Origin of the sequence: Massilia mucilaginosa (assembly GCF_011682145.1) — a bacterium.
GTDB lineage: Bacteria > Pseudomonadota > Gammaproteobacteria > Burkholderiales > Burkholderiaceae_D > Telluria_A > Telluria_A mucilaginosa.
The window spans coordinates 99118-116943 of the sequence record NZ_WHJH01000005.1 but is presented as its reverse complement, the minus strand read 5'-3'; the positions used below and the strand labels follow the sequence as shown (position 1 = coordinate 116943).

17 protein-coding genes are annotated in these 17826 nt (G+C 64.4%); 8 read left to right on the top strand and 9 right to left on the bottom strand.

Going from position 1 to position 17826, the window contains the following annotated elements; all coding sequences use genetic code 11:
* Positions 1-18: 18 nt before the first annotated feature.
* From F2P45_RS06895 to F2P45_RS06880, 4 genes are all read right to left on the bottom strand, one after another.
* Complete coding sequence (locus F2P45_RS06895) at positions 19-1458, bottom strand: alkaline phosphatase (RefSeq protein ID WP_166871883.1); 1440 nt, start codon at positions 1456-1458, stop codon at positions 19-21.
* A 204-nt stretch (positions 1459-1662) separates the two neighbouring features.
* Positions 1663-2040, bottom strand: a complete 378-nt coding sequence (locus F2P45_RS06890; protein WP_229504947.1) for a hypothetical protein — start codon at positions 2038-2040, stop codon at positions 1663-1665.
* A 157-nt stretch (positions 2041-2197) separates the two neighbouring features.
* Positions 2198-2803 (bottom strand): lytic transglycosylase domain-containing protein, encoded by a 606-nt coding sequence (locus tag F2P45_RS06885; protein WP_166872351.1) that lies wholly within the window; start codon positions 2801-2803, stop codon positions 2198-2200.
* Positions 2804-2814: 11 nt separating this feature from the next.
* Positions 2815-4548 (bottom strand): proline--tRNA ligase, encoded by a 1734-nt coding sequence (locus F2P45_RS06880; RefSeq protein WP_166871880.1) that lies wholly within the window; start codon positions 4546-4548, stop codon positions 2815-2817.
* Between the two features lie 204 nt (positions 4549-4752).
* Between F2P45_RS06880 and F2P45_RS06875 the strand changes: the two genes are divergently transcribed.
* The 3 genes from F2P45_RS06875 (at position 4753) to F2P45_RS06865 (ending at position 7499) form a co-directional block, all read left to right on the top strand.
* Positions 4753-5361 carry an RNA pyrophosphohydrolase gene (locus F2P45_RS06875; RefSeq protein ID WP_166871877.1) on the top strand — a complete coding sequence of 203 codons (609 nt, stop codon included), beginning with the start codon at positions 4753-4755 and terminating at the stop codon, positions 5359-5361.
* Between the two features lie 88 nt (positions 5362-5449).
* Positions 5450-7006 (top strand): retroviral-like aspartic protease family protein, encoded by a 1557-nt coding sequence (locus tag F2P45_RS06870; RefSeq protein WP_166871874.1) that lies wholly within the window; start codon positions 5450-5452, stop codon positions 7004-7006.
* Between the two features lie 67 nt (positions 7007-7073).
* Entirely contained in the window at positions 7074-7499 is a 426-nt protein-coding gene (locus F2P45_RS06865) for a DUF1841 family protein (RefSeq protein ID WP_166871871.1), read from the top strand.
* 34 nt (positions 7500-7533) lie between these two features.
* Here F2P45_RS06865 and F2P45_RS06860 read toward each other — a convergent pair whose 3' ends face one another.
* The 5 genes from F2P45_RS06860 to F2P45_RS06840 all read right to left on the bottom strand — a co-directional run bounded on the left by F2P45_RS06860 (position 7534) and on the right by F2P45_RS06840 (position 12525).
* Positions 7534-9009, bottom strand: coding sequence for an amidohydrolase family protein (locus tag F2P45_RS06860; RefSeq protein WP_166871868.1), 1476 nt, complete (start codon positions 9007-9009; stop codon positions 7534-7536).
* A 50-nt stretch (positions 9010-9059) separates the two neighbouring features.
* Positions 9060-10214: a helix-turn-helix domain-containing protein gene (locus F2P45_RS06855; RefSeq protein WP_166871865.1), complete on the bottom strand. Its 1155-nt coding sequence runs from the start codon at positions 10212-10214 to the stop codon at positions 9060-9062.
* Between the two features lie 8 nt (positions 10215-10222).
* Entirely contained in the window at positions 10223-11743 is a 1521-nt protein-coding gene (locus F2P45_RS06850; protein WP_166871862.1) for a SulP family inorganic anion transporter, read from the bottom strand.
* A gap of 109 nt (positions 11744-11852) precedes the next feature.
* Complete coding sequence (locus F2P45_RS06845) at positions 11853-12194, bottom strand: c-type cytochrome (protein WP_166871861.1); 342 nt, start codon at positions 12192-12194, stop codon at positions 11853-11855.
* A 10-nt stretch (positions 12195-12204) separates the two neighbouring features.
* Entirely contained in the window at positions 12205-12525 is a 321-nt protein-coding gene (locus F2P45_RS06840) for a c-type cytochrome (RefSeq protein ID WP_166871858.1), read from the bottom strand.
* A 175-nt stretch (positions 12526-12700) separates the two neighbouring features.
* Here F2P45_RS06840 and F2P45_RS06835 point away from each other — a divergent pair, with 175 nt between their 5' ends.
* The 5 genes from F2P45_RS06835 to F2P45_RS06815 all read left to right on the top strand — a co-directional run bounded on the left by F2P45_RS06835 (position 12701) and on the right by F2P45_RS06815 (position 17771).
* A complete protein-coding gene (locus F2P45_RS06835) occupies positions 12701-13567 on the top strand; it encodes an AAA family ATPase (RefSeq protein WP_166871856.1) in 867 nt (288 codons plus the stop codon).
* Entirely contained in the window at positions 13567-14172 is a 606-nt protein-coding gene (locus F2P45_RS06830) for a GNAT family N-acetyltransferase (RefSeq protein ID WP_166871853.1), read from the top strand. Before F2P45_RS06835 ends, F2P45_RS06830 begins: the two co-directional genes overlap by 1 nt.
* 1 nt (position 14173) lies before the next feature.
* A complete protein-coding gene (locus F2P45_RS06825) occupies positions 14174-15343 on the top strand; it encodes a vWA domain-containing protein (RefSeq protein WP_166871850.1) in 1170 nt (389 codons plus the stop codon).
* 129 nt (positions 15344-15472) lie between these two features.
* The gene (locus tag F2P45_RS06820; protein ID WP_166871847.1) at positions 15473-16648 is read left to right on the top strand and encodes a cation:proton antiporter; all 1176 of its coding nucleotides are present in this window, start codon (positions 15473-15475) and stop codon (positions 16646-16648) included.
* A gap of 1 nt (position 16649) precedes the next feature.
* Positions 16650-17771 carry a YbdK family carboxylate-amine ligase gene (locus F2P45_RS06815; RefSeq protein ID WP_166871844.1) on the top strand — a complete coding sequence of 374 codons (1122 nt, stop codon included), beginning with the start codon at positions 16650-16652 and terminating at the stop codon, positions 17769-17771.
* The last annotated feature ends 55 nt before the right edge of the window (positions 17772-17826 follow it).

Below are 17826 nucleotides of genomic sequence, written 5' to 3'. Positions count from 1 at the left end.
TTACAAAGGGAGCGCGGCTTACCAGCCGGCGGCCGCCTTGATCAGTTCGAACACGCGGGTGTTATCGATGGTGCCGCCGAAGCGCGCGGCGCCCGCGCCGACCGCGCCCAGGTACACATCGGTGCCGCTGTGGGTCTCGTAACCGGGCTCGGTGCGCACCACCGCCTCCTGGCGGTAATCGTCGGCGCTGACCTGGGCGCTGGTCAGGTGCGGGGCCGCGCCGCGGCTGCCCCGCACCCGGTTTTCGCCGGCCCCGAAGCCGATGATGGTAAACGGCGCGCCATCGGCATCGAGCTTGATCTCGTTGTTATCGACCCGGCGCATCAATCCCAGCACGCCCGGTTCGGCCGGCGTGGTCTTGCCGGTGCGGCGCGCATAGCCGTTCAGGAGCAGCGAATGATCATGGTCGGCGGTGGCCACGATCAGCGTGTTTTTCAGGTCCGGATCGATGGCCCGCATCTGCGCGATGGCCGCCTTGAGGGCATTGTCGAAGACGACCGTCTCCTGCAGCGCGCGGCGCGCGTTCGAATTATGCAGTGCCAGATCGATCATGCCGCCCTCGACCACCAGGAAGAAGCCTTTCGGATTATTCGCCAGGATGCCGATGGCCTTGCCCGCCATCTCCGGCAAGGATGGCTGCTGGGCCGCATCGCGCATCGAATCGAAGCTCAGGTCGTGCGCGGCGAACAAGCCGACCAGCGGCGCGCTGGCGGACGTATCGACCGCGCGCAGCTGGGCGCTGTCGGCCACGGTGCGCACGCCCTGCGCGGCCAGTTCGGCCAGCAGGTCGCGCCCGTCGCTGCGCTTGCCGCCTTTGGCGGAGGGCGTGAAATGGGCGCTGCCGCCGCCCAGCAGCACATCGAGGCCGCGCGCGCCGAGGGCCGCGTTGTAGCCGGCGCCGCCGGGAACGAGGGCGGCGGCGATATCGTTCTCCATGCCGCGATGGCACACATGCGCGAACACCGCGCCCGGGGTGGCGTCGGTGACGCGGGTGGTGGTGACCACGCCGACCGACATGCCGCGCTGCCTGGCCAGTTCGGCCAGGGTGGCGACCGGTCGGCCCGTGGCGCAGCGCCCGGCCAGCCTGTTACCGGCGGCGTCAAGAGCGGGAGCGGTGGCTGGCGTATCGGAGCTCATCGACAGCACATTGTTATTCACCTTCACCCCGGTCATATACGCCGACATCGACGCGGCGCTGTCGGTGACCTGGGCATCGTTGGAAAAGGTCTTGACGAAGGCCGATTCGGGCAGGGTGTCGAGGGTCAGCTCGCCCTCTTCGCCGACGGCATAGATACGGGCGGCGGTCAGGGTATTGATGCCCATGCCATCGCCGAGGAAGAAGATGATGTTCTTGGCTGGCGCGTGGGTGTGGATGAGGGCCTGGGACGGCGGCTGGACGCTGGCGCATCCCGCCAAGACCGCCAGCGCGGACGCTGCGGCAAGAAGAGTCAATCGCATGTGCACTTTCGTGAGCTCCGAGAAAAAAGGCAGTCTACACCGCCCGCTGCCGCCCGTGCTACCAGAGTGCAAGACTCCCAACCGGGGTCAGAGCTCTGACTAGCAACATTTGGCACAAACTCCGACCGCCAGCGCCGAACTTCCTACAACCGGGGTCAGAGCTCTAATTCGAAATCTTTCCTCGCCACAGCGGAATGGAGCGTGTCATTTGCCCATCAATTTGTGCATCCAGCGTTTTTTGAGGGCCGTGCGCTCGTGAGGTGTCTTTCCCTGGCGTGCGGCGCTCCACTCCGCCCACTCCGCCCGATCGCTCAAGGAATGGTAACGATGACCGTCCTTCTGCATTGCCCATACGTTGCTGACCTCACGTTCCGCGACAGGCAAATGGGCCTCAAGGGCCTCTGGCGAGGCCGTGCCCAGCGTATGGCGCTCATTTTTACGGAAACGGCGATGCCAGGTTTTCTTGCACCAGCGCTCGCTGCTCGAAACACAGATGCCCCAGATGGGATTGTGGCGACGGCTACGGCTCAAGATCGCTTGTTCCTTCGCATTGGTGGGCCGGCAAACGAGCGGCTTTTTCAACAGTGAAACCCGTTGCGGCGCACACGCCCCGCAGGTCATCACGCCGGTAGGCTAATTTGGCAACTAATTGCAAGTCAGAGCTCTGACCCCGGTTGTGGGTAATGGCAAATGTTTCGAGTCAGAGCTCTGACCCCGGTTGTAGGCGGGGTCCGGGTTTTTAGGTAGGAAATTTCCACTTTTCCCAGGCGGAGAGTACCGCGTTGGGGTAGGCGGGTTTGCCGCGGCTGCCGTTGTAGCGGCCCAGCGCCAGGTACAGGTTGCCGTTTTCGATGTCGAGGTACATGCGCAAAATCGAGCAGCCGTAGCGCAGGTTCGTTTGCATGTGGAACAGCTTGCTGCGGTCGCTGTCGCCGATCGCGTTGGTCCAGAACGGCATCACTTGCATGTAGCCGCGCGCGCCCACCATCGAGACGGCGTACTTGCGATACGCCGATTCGACCTGGATCAGCCCCAGCACCAGCCCCGTATCGAGTCCGGCACGGTTCGATTCGTACCAGACCGATTGCAGGAATTCGAGCCGCACCTGCTCGTCCGGCAGCTTGCGCTTGAGCCGGTCCGACATGGCCGACAGCCATTGCTGGTAGCGCACCCGCGCCGCTTCGTCGCGAAATACCGGCTGCGGCGGACGCGTGTCCCTGATCGCGTTCGACAGGGCCACCCGCACCGAGTCGGCCATGGCCTCCTCTTTCTGGTTGCCCGCCCACGCGGCCCAGGACCAGAGCAGACCGGCCGCCAGCACCGCCTGCACCAGTCCATTCACCATGAACGACGTGCTCACTGGCTCAATTTGCCTTTGATGAACTCGGCCATGCCAGCCACCGGCACGGCGGTCGCCTCAAGGTCGCGCCGGCCCTGGTATTCGAGGTTGCCTTCTTTCAGGCCACGCTCGCCGATCACCACGCGGTGCGGCACGCCGATCAGTTCCCAGTCGGCGAACATGGCGCCCGGACGCAGGCCGCGGTCGTCGACGATGACGTCCACTCCAGCCGCTTGCAGCGCCGCGTACAGGCTCTCGACTTCGGTCTTGACCATCTCGCTGCGGTCCATCCCCATCGGGCACAACACCACTTCGAACGGCGCGATGGCGGCCGGCCAGATGATGCCCTTGTCGTCGAAATTCTGTTCGATCGCCGCGCCCAGGATGCGCGTGACGCCAATCCCGTAGCAGCCCATCTGCAGCGGCGCAGGCTTGCCGTTTTCGTCCAGGAACGTCGCTTTCATGCTCTCGGAGTAGCTGGTCCCGAGCTGGAACACGTGGCCCACTTCGATGCCGCGCTCGATCGCCAGCACGCCTTTGCCGTCCGGCGAAGCGTCGCCTTCGACCACGTTGCGCAGGTCGGCCACCAACGCTTCCGGCAGGTCGCGCACCCAGTTGGCGCCCGTGTAGTGGAAGCCTTCTTCATTCGCGCCGCAGACAAAATCGGCCATGTTGGCGACCGTGCGGTCGGCCACGATGGTGACCGGCTGTTTGGTGCCGATCGGGCCCAGATAGCCTGGAATGCTGCCGTAGCAGGCCAGGATCTCGGCTTCGGTGGCGAAACGGTGACCGGCCAGGCCAGGCACTTTGCCGACCTTGATCTCGTTGAGTTCATGGTCGCCGCGCAGCAGCAGCATCCAGTTCTCAAACACCTGCTTGCCCGCGACTTCCTTTTCCACCGTCAGGGCGATTGTCTTGACGGTCTGGCTCAGCGGCAGCTTGAGCATCTCGGCCACGGCCTCGCATTTGGTCGCGCCAGGGGTGGCGGTCTTGGTCAGCGCTGCGGCGGCCGCGGCGCGTGCTTCGGCCAGCGGCAGCGCTTCGGCCGCTTCCATGTTGGCCGCGTAGTCGGAAGTCGGGCAGTAGACGATGGCGTCTTCGCCGGTGCTGGCGATGACGTGGAATTCGTGCGAGCCGGAGCCGCCGATGGCGCCGTTGTCGGCCGCCACCGCGCGGAACTTCAAACCGAAGCGGTTGAAAATGGCGGTGTAGGCGTCGTACATGATCTGGTACGAGGCCTTCATGCTCGCTTCGTCGCGGTCGAACGAGTACGCGTCCTTCATCGTGAATTCACGCCCGCGCATCAGGCCGAAACGCGGACGGCGCTCGTCGCGGAACTTGGTCTGGATGTGATAAAAATTGAGCGGCAGCTGGCGATACGACTTGATCTCGGAGCGCACCACGTCGGTGATGACTTCTTCGGAAGTCGGCTGGATCGCGTATTCGCGGCCGTGACGGTCTTTCACGCGCATCAGTTCCGGGCCCATCTTTTCCCAGCGGCCGGTTTCCTGCCACAGCTCGGCTGGTTGCACGAGCGGCATCAGCAGTTCGATACCGCCAGCCTTGTTCATTTCCTCGCGGATAATTGCTTCGACCTTGCGGATCACGCGCAAGCCGGTCGGCATGTAGGTGTAGATACCGGAGCCGAGGCGCTTGATCATTCCTGCGCGCATCATCAGCTGGTGACTGACGATTTCAGCGTCGGAAGGTGCATCTTTTAAAGTTGAAATAAAAAAACGGGAGGCACGCATATCGGTGAATTCTTTTTAAAAAGAGAGGGTTATAATCAACCTAATTTTAAAGGATTAGCTGGCTGATGCGTCCAAATCTTATACAAATGGACCCGTTTGACGCGGTTCCTGCCGTTTTCGTACCCCGAAAGCCGGGCGGGGACCAGAATTTGTGGGTAAATATGTAAAGAAGGCGCGCGCTGGCAGAAAGTTTCGAGGTGCACTATGCTCGACCGTGAAGGGTTCCGGCCCAACGTCGGCATCATCCTGCTGAACGCCCATAACGAGGTGTGGTGGGGCAAGCGGGTGCGCGAGCACTCGTGGCAGTTCCCGCAAGGGGGCATTAAATACGGTGAGACACCGGAACAGGCAATGTATCGCGAACTGGAGGAAGAAATAGGGCTGCGCCAGGAGCATGTGAAGATTGTGGGCCGTACCCGCGACTGGCTGCGCTATGAAGTACCCGACCATTTTATCAAGCGCGAAATTCGCGGCCATTACCGCGGGCAGAAGCAGATCTGGTTCCTGCTGCGCATGTGTGCCCGTGATAACGACGTCAATCTGCGCCTGACCGACCACCCCGAGTTCGACGCCTGGCGCTGGCACGATTACTGGGTACCGCTCGATGTGGTCATCGAGTTCAAGCGCGATGTGTACCAGCGCGCCTTGCAGGAATTGTCGCGTTTCCTGACCTGGCCGGCCAACGGCGGCCATACGCACGAACGGCGCCACACGGCGCGCTACCTTCGCCAGCCGCACGCGCCGCGCCAGCCAGCCCCGGATCAGCCCTGCGCCCCGGAACCGCAACTGGTGCTGGTGCCGAGCAAGGACTAGCAAGCCACACAAAACGGCGCTTCACGGCGCCGTTTTTTCGTCCGCCGCATGGCGTTTCCCGCCAGCGGCCAGAGTACAATCGGCCCCCATGTTCCTCGCCCTCTTCCCCTCCCTCTTCCGTTCCCCCTGCTGCGCCCTGCTGCTGTCGGCCCTGTGCCTGGCGGCGCCCGCCACCGGCCTTGCCGCCCCGTCCACCACCTGCACATTCGTCCAGCAGCAGCAGGTGCCCATCACCTTGCGCGGCGCCACGCTGCAGCCAGCCGTGCAAGGCAGCATCAACGGCAAGCCGGCGCTCATGCTGCTCGATACCGGCGCCTTCATGACCATGCTGACCCGCACCGGCGCCGAGAACCGCAAACTGGCGCTGCGCTCGAGCGGCGGCCGTAAAGTGCTGGGAACGGGCGGCAGCAGCGCACTCTATCTGGCCAACCTGGACGACTTCACCATCGGCCCTAGCGGCGGCGGCAAGATCACCCTGCCGGTCCTCGGCGAGATGGGCATCACGCCCTGGTACGACGCGATCGTGGGCGCCGACTTCCTGATGCAGTCCGATCTCGAAGTGGCGCTGGCCGACAAGGTGGTGCGCTTTCACCGCAGCGACAACTGCAATGACGACAATCTGCTGTCGTACTGGGATGCGCAGGCCATGGTGGTGCCGATGACTTGCACCTCCAGCTGCGGCGCCAGCGGCAAGGCGGCCACGCCGCAGGTGGAGGTGCGGGTCAACGGCGTGATGCTCTCGGCGATTCTCGACACCGGCGCGGGCGTCAGTTCGATCAGCCAGAGCGCCGCGCGGCGCGCCGGCGTCACCACCGACATGGCGGACGTGAAGCGCAACGGCTTTTTCATCGGCGCCGGCGGCGGCAGGGCGGCGCGCTGGAACGCCGTCTTCAAGACTTTCACCATCGGCGACGAGACGGTGCGCAATGCCGATATCGCCATCGCCGAATCGCTCAACCGCGAGTATGGACAGGTCGATGTCATCCTCGGCACCGACTTCCTGCGCGCGCACCGGGTCTTGTTTGCCAACAGCCAGCGCCGCGTTTACCTGAGCTACCTGGGCGGCGAGGTGTTCGCCAAGCCGGGCAGCGGCAACCTGACCCTGGTGCGCCAGGAGGCCAACGGCGGCAACGCCGACGCCCAGTACATCCTGGCGCGCGACTTCTACAACGGCGCGCGCCTGCCCAAGGACCAGGTCGAGGCCAACGCGTGGCTCGACAAGGCGGCCGCGCAGAACCATCCGGCCGCGCTGGTGCTGACGGCACGCCTGCTGCGCGAAGCCGGCAAGCCGAAGGAGGCGGTCACGCGCCTGCGCGCCGCCCTGGCCGGCAAGCCCGACAAGATCGAGCTGGACCTGGAGCTGTTCCTGTCCCAGGTCCAGGCCGGCGAGCGCGAGGCGGCCAGGCGCGACCTGGCGGCGGCCACCGACACGCGCTGGCCGGCGCCGGTGGCCAGCTTCTACCTGGGCCGGATCGACGCCGCCGCCCTGATGGCCGCCGCCCGCGACGGCAGCACCCAGGCGCAGGCGCGCGCCTGCCGGGCCGGCGCCTACATCGCGTCACTCCAGCGCATCTCGGGCGAGCCGGCACTGGCGCGCCAGACCATGGAAAGCATCAGCGCCGAGTGCAAGCCGAGGAAGAACTAGCCGCAGCGACGAGGGCGCGGCGATGGCGGTACAATGTGGCCTACCTCATTTGCCCGCCCCGCCAATCATGTTCACCCCCTCCTCCGACGACGTTCGCCGTTTTTTCTGCGAAGCCTACCGCAAGCAGCGCAGCGGCGAGATCCTCAGCCCGATGGACGCCATCGCCGCCGACTGGATCGTCCAGCATCCCGAATACGCCGATGTGCTGTCCGACGCCGAAGCGGCGCTGGCGCGCGATTATTCGGTCGAGGGCGGGCAGGCCAATCCGTTTTTGCACCTGTCCATGCATTTGTCGATCGCCGAGCAGGTCTCGATCGACCAGCCGCCCGGGATTCGCGCGGCCTGCAACGCGCTGACCCAGCGCCTGGGCGCGCACGACGCCCATCATGAAATCATGGAATGCCTGGGCCAGATGATCTGGACCTCGCAGCGCAACGGCGTGCCGCCGGACAGCGTGGCGTACGTCGAGTGCGTGCGCGCGCGCTGCGCCTGATCCGGCCAGCCGGCTCTGGCTCTATTCTCTGGCGCTATTCATAGTCGGCGGCGAGCGCCTCGCGCGGCGCCTGGCGCCCGCGCACCCAGACCGTCACCACGCTGTCGTAGGCGCTGATGTCGTCCAGCGGCGAAGTTTTCAGCAGCAGCAGATTGGCCGCCTTGCCCACTTCAATCGAGCCCAGTTCCCGATCGAGCCCGAAAGTGCGCGCATTGTTCATCGTGGCCGCCTTGAAGATCTGCGCCAGCGACATGCCCGCCGCGTGCAGCTGCCGCATCTCGCGATACCCATTCAAGCCCGGTAAATTGCCATACGTCGGCGACGATGGCGTATCCGACCCGAACACGAAGTTGGCATCGCGCCCGGCCAGGTAGGCCACCACCGCGCGCTGGCGCCGCAGCGGCCCTTCCATGCCCTGCATGACGGCGGCGTCCTCCTCGCCGTCGGTCACTTCCGGCTTGAACCACTGGCCTTGCGGCGTCGAAAACCAGGCCAGCAGCGACGCCGGCACCACCTTGCGCAGCGCCGGATCGTTCAGGTAATCCGGCTCCACATACGCGCGCAGGCCATGCAGCACCTGCATGGTCGGCTGGTACCCGGTGCGCTGCTCGACGATCCGGTCGAGCAGCGCCTTGATCTCGCCGGGCAGGCCGGCCTGCCCGTTCAGCGCGCCCCAGTGCCACATGCCGTGCGCCAGCACGTCGGCGCGGCCGGCCACCGCGAACGACTGCGCTTCGAACGAATTGGCGTGCGTGACCAGCACTTTGCCCGCCTGCGTGGCCGCGGCCCGCACTTCGGCAAATTTGGCGCGGCTCATCACCGGCAGGTTGCGGTCGGCCCCGAAACCGCGCTCGAAGTGGGTCTTCACGCAGATTCCGCCGGCTTTCGCCACCCGCGCCACGCCCGCCGCCACAGTGTGCGCCGCAGGCGCAAACTGCGCCGGCACGGCGGTCGGCATGGCCGGATCGAACAGGTAGTTGCCGAAGCTCTGGAAGCGTTTATCGGGCGCGTAGAACGACATCGGGTAGCCGTTGGCCAGCACCAGCGCTTCGCCGCAGTGGAATACGTCCGGATGCAGCGGCTCCTTGCGCAAGCGCTCGATCACGCCGTAGTCCGACACCGCCAGGTCGATCACGGTGGTAAAACCGTGATACAGGAACGAGCGCGGCATCTGGCGAAAGTAAGCCCGGGCCAGGCTGTCGCCGGACGCGCCCTGCGCCATGCTCATGCCCGGCACGGCATGCAGGTGCACATGGGAGTCGATCAGGCCGGGGGTGAGGTAGTAGCCTTTGCCGTCGACCACCGTGGCGCCGGCCGGCGCCGGCCCGGACCGGCCGCGCTCGACCCGCGCAATGCGGCCGGCGTCGATCAGTACACTGCCGGTTTCGACGCGGTCGAGTTTTTCGGGCGAGACCAGTTTGACGTTCGAAATCCAGGTCTGGCCGGCGCCAACGGCCGGGGTGCACAGCATCAGGGTGGCCAAAAGGGCCGGCAAGAGGGCAGGTTTCATCATATCTCCGTGGCTGGAAGTGAAGGGGCGAATGGACCCATTTTCACGATTTAGCCCGGCAGAGTCGTGCCAGATGATGATTCGGCACCTGGGTCCGCACCTGTTCCGGCGCCGCCGCGCCGGAATTCCGACGGGGTCAGGCCGGTCTGCTTCTTGAAAGCGCGGTTCAGCGTGGTCTTGCTGTTAAAGCCGCACGCCAGCGCCAGGTCGAGAATGCTGACGCTGGCCTGCCCGGGCGCCAGCAAGGCCGCTTTGAGCGCGTCGACCCGGTAGCGGTTCAGGTATTCCTGCAGGTTGACGCCGCAGGCATCGTTGATCAGCTGCGACAGTTCGTGCGGCGTCATGGCCAGCAGCGCGGCCAGTTCATCGAGCGTCAGTTCGCCGTTGCGATACGCCTGGTCGACTTCCATGCACCGTTTCAGAGCGTCGAGAAAGCTGGCGCGGTCCGGTTCCGACAGCCGCTTGTTGGCGTAGCGCGGCGCCGCTTGCGGCAACGGCGCGGGCGCCGGCAAATGCGGGCGATACCCGAGCGGCAGGCGGATCGCCAGGAACGCGGTCGCGTAGACAAAACAGGCCAGCGCGATGGCGCCCACCGCGTCCGACGACAGCGGCAGCGCCACGTCGAAAAACTCGATGCCGAAGGCAGCCACGCTGCCGGCCGCGCCGACCACCCAGATCCTGGCCAGGCGCGCCAGGCCGCCGGCCAGCGGACCGCTGGCGGCGCCGCGCATCAGGCGGTAGCTGGCGACGACATAACAGATAAACATCGCCGTCTTGACCAGCACCGACAGCCCGATATACCACGGCAGCACCGGGCGCTGAAGCATCCAGGCCAGCTTGGCCTCGGCGCTTTGCAGGTAAAACGGCAGCATGGCGCCGGTGGCCAGCAAAAACGGCGCGCCATGGAGCCAGTCGCGCGCGGCCAGGCGCCGTTCGGTCAGCGCGCTGCGCAGATAGAGATACAGCAGCGGCCCGCTCAGCAAACCAATGGTGGCAATCGCGAGGGCACTGTGCGGATAGCTCGTATATAGACGGTTGATGCCCAGCCAGGCGTGCCCGATGACCGCCACGCTCCCCAGCAGCAGCCCCGCCAGCAGGCGGTTGGCCCCGCGCAGCTCGGCCTGGCGCGCGGCCAGCAGCGCAATCGCCAGGAACACGCCCTGCCCCATTGCCAGCAGCAGGAGTAAGGAGAGCGCGGCCCGCATCGTCAGGCTCAGGCCAGTTTGTCGTCGGCGATGCGGTAGCGCGGATCCTCGGCCAGGTTCACCTCGATCATGTCGCGCGCGTTTTCCAGCAGCTCGCGGCAGTCGGGGCTCAGGTGGCGCAGGTGCAGGCGCTTGCCGGCCTGGCGGTAGCGCAGCGCCAGGGCGTCGATGGCCTGGATCGCCGAATGATCGACCACGCGCGCGCGCGCAAAATCGACCACCACGTCCTGCGGATCGTCCTTGGGCGTAAACAGCTGGTTAAACTGCGCCACCGAGGCGAAAAACAGCGTTCCTTCCAGTTCGTACACCTTGGCGCCCTGCTGGTCCGGATGGATGGAAACCCGGATCCGCTTGGCGTGCTCCCACGCGAAGACCAGCGCCGAGACGATCACGCCGGCGACCACCGCAATGGCCAGGTCGAAGATCAGTGTAATGACAGCGACCAGCAGGCCGACCGCGATATCGGCGCGCGGCACCTTGCCGAACAGGCGAAAACTGCCCCAGGCGAAGGTCTTCTGGCACACCACGAACATCACGCCGATCAGGGCGGCCAGCGGAATGCGTTCGATCCATGCGGAGGCGAACAGGATGAACGAGAGCAGGAACACGGCGGTGGCGATGCCCGACAGGCGCCCGGTAGCGCCGTTGTTCACGTTGATCATGCTCTGGCCGATCATGGCGCAGCCGCCCATGCCGCCGAACAGGCCCGTGACCACGTTGGCCACGCCCTGCGCCATGCTTTCGCGATTCGGCTGGCCGCGCGTGTCGGTCATCTCGTCGATCAGCGTGAGCGTGAGCAGCGACTCGATCAGCCCCACCGCGGCGAGCACCAGCGCGTAAGGAAAAATGATGCACAGGGTCGCCCAGTTCAGAGGGACATCGGGCAGGTGGAACGCCGGCAGGCCGCCCTTGATCGAGGCCAGGTCGCCCACGGTCTTGGTGTCGATGCCGAGCGTGGCCACCAGCACCGACACCAGCAGGATGCCGGCCAGGGTCGAGGGAAACGCTTTTGTCAGGCGCGGCAGCAGGTAGATCACCGCCATGGTCAGCGCCGCCAGGGCGAGCATCGTATACAGTGGCGCCCCGGTCATCCAGTGCTGCGCGCCGTCGTCCCCAGGCACCTTGAAGTGCCCGAACTGCGCCATGAAGATCACCATCGCCAGCCCGTTCACAAACCCGAGCATGACCGGATACGGCACCATGCGGATGAATTTGCCCAGCCGGGCGGCGGCGAACAGCAGCTGCAAAAGCCCCATCAGCACCACCGTGGCGAACAGGTATTCGACCCCGTGCGAGACCACCAGCGCCACCATCACCACCGCCAGCGCACCGGTCGCGCCCGAAATCATGCCCGGCCGCCCGCCGATGGCCGAGGTAATCAAGGACACCATGAAAGCGGCGTACAGGCCGGTCAGCGGCGACACGTGCGCCACCAGCGCAAAGGCGATCGCCTCCGGCACCATGGCCAGCGCCACGGTCAGGCCGCTGAGCAGGTTCGATTTGAGGTAGTGGGGCGAGAAGGTAGGCAAACGCGGCTCCGTCAGCGGGGTCTCAATACAAAACGCCCTCCCCTTCCCGATAAGGAGAAGGTGGAAGGCGCTCGGGGTACTGCGGGTGCGTGCCGCGGCTGCGTGCTGATTAGCGCTGCAGCACCAGTCCCGAAGGAAGGCTGTGCAGGTAGGCTGCGATGTCGTCGATTTCTTTGTTCGACAATGGCTTGGCAAAGCCGCCCATGATGGCGTTGTTACGGCCGTTCGGGCCTTCGCCGCGCTTGTAGGCGATCAGCGCGTGCTTCAGGTATTCGGCGTGCTGGCCTGCCAGCTTGGGGTAGCTCGGGTCGGTCGACTTGGTGAAGTCGGCGCCGTGGCAGGACGCGCAGTTGTATTTCTTGACCAGGGCTTCGCCATTGGCGATATTGCCGCCGGCGCTTGCGCTCATGGATACAGCGCCGCAGAACAGGGCGATCATCAGTTTTTTCATGGCTCTGTCCTTATTTTTTCACTTGCTGCGAGTAGTAGGCAGCGACATCGGCGATTTCCTGGTCGGTCATGCTGCCGGCCACACCGCGCATCGAAGGATGTTTGCGGTCGCCCTTTTTATAGGCATTCAACGCGTTTTCGATGTACTTGGCCGACTGGCCGCCAATCATCGGCACCGGATAGACTTCGGGGAAAGTCGCTTTGTAACCGGGGATGCCGTGGCAGCCGATACATTGTTCAACTTTGGCAGCCTTGGCGTTTCCAACGATGTCCGCTGCGGCGGACACGTTCGCGACGCAGGCGAGCACGAGGAGTGCGATGAGTTTTTTCATGGTGGCGAGGGTAAGTGATAATCGGGTATCGCACGTGCAAACTTATTATGTTTTGCACTATCAACCTGAGAGTTTAACCGAACTGACGTGACGCGTCCACTTCACTGTGTTGCAGTGCCGCCCTTCCGCTTCTGGCATATACTCGAAATAATTCCACTTTTGACCATACACGCACATGCACGCATCGACTTCGCAGGCGCACCGCTTCCAGGGCTCAAGCAGTTACGTCGCCACCGCCGACCTGAAACTGGCGGTCAACGCCGCCCTCACCTTGCAGCGTCCCCTGCTGATCAAGGGCGAGCCGGGTACCGGCAAAACCATGCTGGCCGAAGAAGTCGCGGCGGCCCTGAACATGCCGCTGATGCAGTGGCATATCAAGTCCACCACCAAGGCCCAGCAAGGCCTGTACGAGTACGACGCGGTGTCGCGTTTGCGCGACTCCCAGCTCGGCGACGAGCGCGTGCGCGACATCCACAACTACATCGTCAAGGGCGTGCTGTGGCAGGCCTTCACCGCGCCCGAGCCGGTGGTGCTGCTGATCGACGAGATCGACAAGGCCGACATCGAGTTCCCCAACGACCTGCTGCGCGAACTTGACCGCATGGAGTTCTACGTCTACGAGACGCGCGAAATGGTCGTGGCCAAGCACCGCCCGCTGGTGATCATCACCTCGAACAATGAAAAGGAACTGCCGGACGCATTCCTGCGCCGCTGCTTCTTCCATTACATCAAATTCCCCGACAAGGACACGATGGAGGAGATCGTCAAGGTGCACTACCCGACCTTGAAACAGGACCTGCTGGAGCAGGCGCTGCAAAGCTTCTACGAAGTGCGCGACGTGCCGGGCCTGAAGAAAAAGCCCTCGACCTCCGAATTCCTCGACTGGCTCAAGCTGCTGCTGGCCGAAGACATCCCGGCCGAAGCGCTGCGCAGCGGCGACGCCAAGGCCATCGTGCCGCCGCTGCACGGCGCCCTGCTCAAGAACGAGCAGGACGTGCACCTGTTCGAGCGCCTGGTGTACATGTCGCGGACCAACCGCTGATGATCCAGGTCGACGCCCTCACTCTCGAATTCAACGGTGTGCGCCTCGAGCCTTTGTCGCTCGCGCACGCCGACGGCCTGCGCGCTGCGGCCAGCGACGGCGAACTGTGGAACATCCGCGTCACCTCGGTGCCGGAACCGCACAGCGTGGAGCAGTACATCGGCCATGCGCTCGAGATGCCCGACCGGCTGGCCTTTGCCGTGATCGACGTCTCGAGCGGCGTCATTGTGGGTTCGACCAGCTACCACGACATCCTGCCCAAGGTCGACCGCCTCGAGATCGGCTGGACCTGGTATGCCAAAAGCCGCCAGCGCAGCCACGTCAACACCAGCTGCAAACTGCTGCTGCTCTCGCACGCCTTCGACACCCTCGGCTGCGCGGTGGTCGGCCTGCGCACCGATAACTTCAACCATGCCTCGCAGGCGGCCATCGAACGCCTCGGCGCCAAAAAAGATGGCGTGATCCGCCACAGCGCCCCGCGCCGCGACGGCACCGTGCGCGACACCGTCATGTACAGCATCGTGCGCGGCGAATGGCCCGAAATCAAATCGCAGCTGCACTACCAGCTGCAGCGCGCGGGAGCCGGGTCGAGGGAGGGAACATAAGGTGCTGATCGACTTCTTCTTCACCCTCAAGGACGCCAAAATCCCGGTCACGATCAAGGAGTTCCTCACCTTGCTCGAAGCGATGGAGCGCAACGTCGTCGGTGCCTCGATGGACGACTTCTATTATGTAGCGCGCCTGACCCTGGTCAAGGATGAAGCGCACTACGACAAATTCGACCGCGCCTTTGCCCAGTACTTCAAGGGCATCAACGCCGCCTTCGAGACCAATGCCGCCGTTCCGCTCGACTGGCTGGTCAAGCGCATGGAGCGCGAACTGTCGGACGAGCAGAAACGCCAGCTCGAAAAATTCGGCTACGACAAGCTGATGGACCGCCTGAACGAACTGCTCAAGGAACAGAAAGAGCGCCACGAAGGCGGCAGCAAGTGGATCGGCACCGGCGGCACCTCGCCGTTCGGGAACGGCGGCACCAATCCGGCGGGCGTGCGCATCGGCGGCAAGGGCGGCAACCGCACCGCGGTCAAGGTGTGGGAGCAGCGCGCCTACCGCGACTACGACGCCGAGCGCGAACTGGGCACGCGCAACATCAAGGTGGCGCTGCGCCGCCTGCGCAAGTTCGCGCGCGAAGGCGCCGAAGACGAACTGGCGCTCGACGCCACCATCCACGCCACCGCCAACAACGCCGGCTATTTGGACATCAAGATGCGGCCCGAGCGCCGCAACAAGGTCAAGGTGCTGATGCTGCTGGACGTGGGCGGTTCGATGGACGACCATATCGAACGCACCGAAGAACTGTTCTCGGCGGCGAAGACCGAATTCAAGAACATGGAATTCTTCTACTTCCATAACTGCGTCTACGATTACCTGTGGAAGAACAACCGGCGCCGCAACGCCGAGCGCTTTCCGACCTGGGACATCCTGCGCAAGTACCCGGCCGACACCAAGCTCATTTTCGTCGGCGACGCCACCATGAGCCCTTACGAAGTACTGCATCCGGGCGGCTCGGTCGAATACAACAACGAAGAAGCCGGCGCCGCGTGGCTGGCGCGCTTCTGCAATGCCTTCCCCAAATTCGCCTGGCTCAATCCCGAGCCGGAAGGCGTGTGGCAGTACCGCCAGTCGATTTCGGTGATCCGCCAGATCATGAGCCACCGCATGTTCCCGCTGACGATCGACGGCCTCGAGCGCGCCATGCGCACCCTGAGCAAATAGCCCTGGGCGGCGCTACCCGGAGCGCATAATTGCGTTTTGGGTAACATTTTTCGTTATGCGGAATCGTGCGCGCGGGCCCGTCTTGTAGAATCTTGGCGCACCCATCGACCGGTGGAACGAAAGGAATTCATGCCCGATCTGCTGACGATCCTCACCAATCTCTCGTGGCCCTTCGCGATCTGCATCGCCTGGATGGCCGGAGAATTCGGCAAGCGCTGGACCGGCCTGCCGCGCATCAGCTTCTACGGCATTGTCGGTTTTGCGCTGGCCAGCACCCAGATCGGCGTACTGCCGGCGACCAGCGGCGGCACCATACTGCTGATGGCCGACGTGGCCTTCGGCCTGATTCTGTTCGAACTTGGCTACCGCATCAACCTGCGCTGGCTGCGCACCAATCCGTGGTTCGCCATGGCCTCGCTGGTCGAAGCGCTGGGCACCTTTGTCGCCGTCTATTTCGTCGCCCTGTGGTTCGGCGTGACCACCATGACCGCGCTGATGCTCGCCTCGCTCGCCATGTCCACCTCGCCGGCCACGGTGGTGCGCATCATCAATGAACAGCGCAGTTCCGGCCAGGTGACCGAAAGGGTGCTGCACCTGTCCGCGATCAACTGCGTGCTGTCGGTGTTTACCTTCAACGTGATCGTCGGCTTCTGGATTTTTCATAGTTCGTCGGACATTGGCGATGCCACCATCAGCAGCCTGGTTGCGCTGCTGATCTCGGGCGTGGTGGGCGCCGTCTTCGGCGTCGTGGTGCCGGCGCTGCTGCGCCACCTGGGCAATCTGTCGCAGGACGCCACGGTCGCTTTCGCGCTGGCCGTCATTTTGCTGGTCTCGATCACCTACACCATGAACCTCTCGCCGGTGGTGGCCACCCTGGCCTTCGGCCTGACGGCGCGCCACCGCAGGGTGGCCTTCAGCCAGGCGCAGCGCAACTTCGGCGCGCTCGGCGAACTGCTCACCGTACTGCTGTTCGTGTACGCCGCATCGACCCTGGAATGGCGCGAAGTACTCGCCGGCGGCGCACTGGCGTTCGCCGTCGTGATCGTGCGCCTCGTCACCAAGACCCTGGGCGTGACGCTGTTCTCGCAGCTGTCCGGCATTTCGTGGCGCAAGGGCGCGCTGACCGGCCTGGCGCTCGCGCCGGTATCGGTGTTCGTGATTCTGCTGCTCGAGCATGCGCGCCTGCGCGGGATCGACGTGCAGGAATTGCGTTCGATGGCCGCGGTCACCATGCTGCTCGAAGTATTCGGCCCCATCATCATCCAGCGCGCCCTGATCTGGGCCCGCGAAACCACGGAGGCCTGAGATGGCGCTTGAACCGTTTGCCAATTCCAAGGCACTGACCTTTGGCGTGGAACTGGAACTGCAGTTGGTCAGCCTGTCGGACTTCGACCTGACCGCCGCCAGTCCCGACCTGCTGCACCTGCTCGCGCAAAAGCCCTTCCCCGGCAATGTGACGCCCGAAATCGCCGAGAGCATGATCGAGATTAATTCGAGCGTGCATTCGAGCCACCTGCCGCTGCTGGCCGAACTGCTGGAAATTCGCGACATCCTGGTGGCGGCCGGCGACCGCCTCAACATCGGCTTGTGCGGCGGCGGCACGCATCCGTTCCAGCACTGGTCGGAGCAGAAGATCTATCCCAAGCAGCGCTTCCAGGAGCTCTCGTCGCTGTATGGCTACCTGGCCAAGCAGTTCACGGTGTTCGGGCAGCACGTGCACATCGGCTGCGCGTCGGGGGACGATGCGATGTTCCTGCTGCATTCGCTGAACCGGTATATTCCGCACTTCATCGCGCTGTCGGCGTCGTCGCCGTTCGTGCAGGGGCACGACAGCCTGTTCGATTCGGCGCGCCTCAATTCGGTGTTCGCGTTTCCGATGAGCGGACGCGCGCCGTTCACCTTGAGCTGGGACGAATTCGCGAATGTGTACTTTGCCAAGATGGAAGGCACCGGCATCATCAAGAGCATGAAGGATTTTTACTGGGACGTGCGGCCCAAGCCGGAGTACGGCACCATCGAGCTGCGCGTGTGCGACACGCCGCTGACGGTGGAACGGGCGGCCGCGCTGGCCGGGTATTTGCAGGCGCTGTGCCGGCACCTGCTGGAGCGGCGCGAAGAGCCGCCGGTGGAAGACGACTATCTTGTGTATAACTTCAACCGCTTCCAGGCGTGCAGGTTCGGGCTCGATGGCGCGATCACGCATCCGAAGACCTACGAGACGATGTCGCTGCGCGAGGATATTCTGACGACATTGCGCAAGATGGAGCCGCACGGCGAGGCGCTGGGCAGCCTGGGGGCGCTGAGGCATTTGTCGACGGCGGCGCAGGAGGCCAGCGACGCGACGTATTTGAGACGGCAGTATGAGGAACAGGGGAGCGCCGAGGGGATGGTGAATGCGGCGATTCGGCGCTTCCGGGGCAAACGTTAGCCCCGTCGTTCCCGCGCCAAGGCGGCCCTCGGCGGGAACGACGGGGGTAGTGGAA

Excerpts from the sequence above, each read along its gene's own strand:
- F2P45_RS06895 (WP_166871883.1), bottom strand. The coding sequence starts at position 1,458 with ATGCGATTGACTCTTCTTGCCGCAGCGTCCGCGCTGGCGGTCTTGGCG.
- F2P45_RS06885 (WP_166872351.1), bottom strand. The coding sequence starts at position 2,803 with ATGGTGAATGGACTGGTGCAGGCGGTGCTGGCGGCCGGTCTGCTCTGG.
- F2P45_RS06880 (WP_166871880.1), bottom strand. The coding sequence starts at position 4,548 with ATGCGTGCCTCCCGTTTTTTTATTTCAACTTTAAAAGATGCACCTTCC.
- F2P45_RS06875 (WP_166871877.1), top strand. The coding sequence starts at position 4,753 with ATGCTCGACCGTGAAGGGTTCCGGCCCAACGTCGGCATCATCCTGCTG.
- F2P45_RS06870 (WP_166871874.1), top strand. The coding sequence starts at position 5,450 with ATGTTCCTCGCCCTCTTCCCCTCCCTCTTCCGTTCCCCCTGCTGCGCC.
- F2P45_RS06865 (WP_166871871.1), top strand. The coding sequence starts at position 7,074 with ATGTTCACCCCCTCCTCCGACGACGTTCGCCGTTTTTTCTGCGAAGCC.
- F2P45_RS06860 (WP_166871868.1), bottom strand. The coding sequence starts at position 9,009 with ATGAAACCTGCCCTCTTGCCGGCCCTTTTGGCCACCCTGATGCTGTGC.
- F2P45_RS06855 (WP_166871865.1), bottom strand. The coding sequence starts at position 10,214 with ATGCGGGCCGCGCTCTCCTTACTCCTGCTGCTGGCAATGGGGCAGGGC.
- F2P45_RS06845 (WP_166871861.1), bottom strand. The coding sequence starts at position 12,194 with ATGAAAAAACTGATGATCGCCCTGTTCTGCGGCGCTGTATCCATGAGC.
- F2P45_RS06840 (WP_166871858.1), bottom strand. The coding sequence starts at position 12,525 with ATGAAAAAACTCATCGCACTCCTCGTGCTCGCCTGCGTCGCGAACGTG.
- F2P45_RS06835 (WP_166871856.1), top strand. The coding sequence starts at position 12,701 with ATGCACGCATCGACTTCGCAGGCGCACCGCTTCCAGGGCTCAAGCAGT.
- F2P45_RS06830 (WP_166871853.1), top strand. The coding sequence starts at position 13,567 with ATGATCCAGGTCGACGCCCTCACTCTCGAATTCAACGGTGTGCGCCTC.
- F2P45_RS06820 (WP_166871847.1), top strand. The coding sequence starts at position 15,473 with ATGCCCGATCTGCTGACGATCCTCACCAATCTCTCGTGGCCCTTCGCG.
- F2P45_RS06815 (WP_166871844.1), top strand. The coding sequence starts at position 16,650 with ATGGCGCTTGAACCGTTTGCCAATTCCAAGGCACTGACCTTTGGCGTG.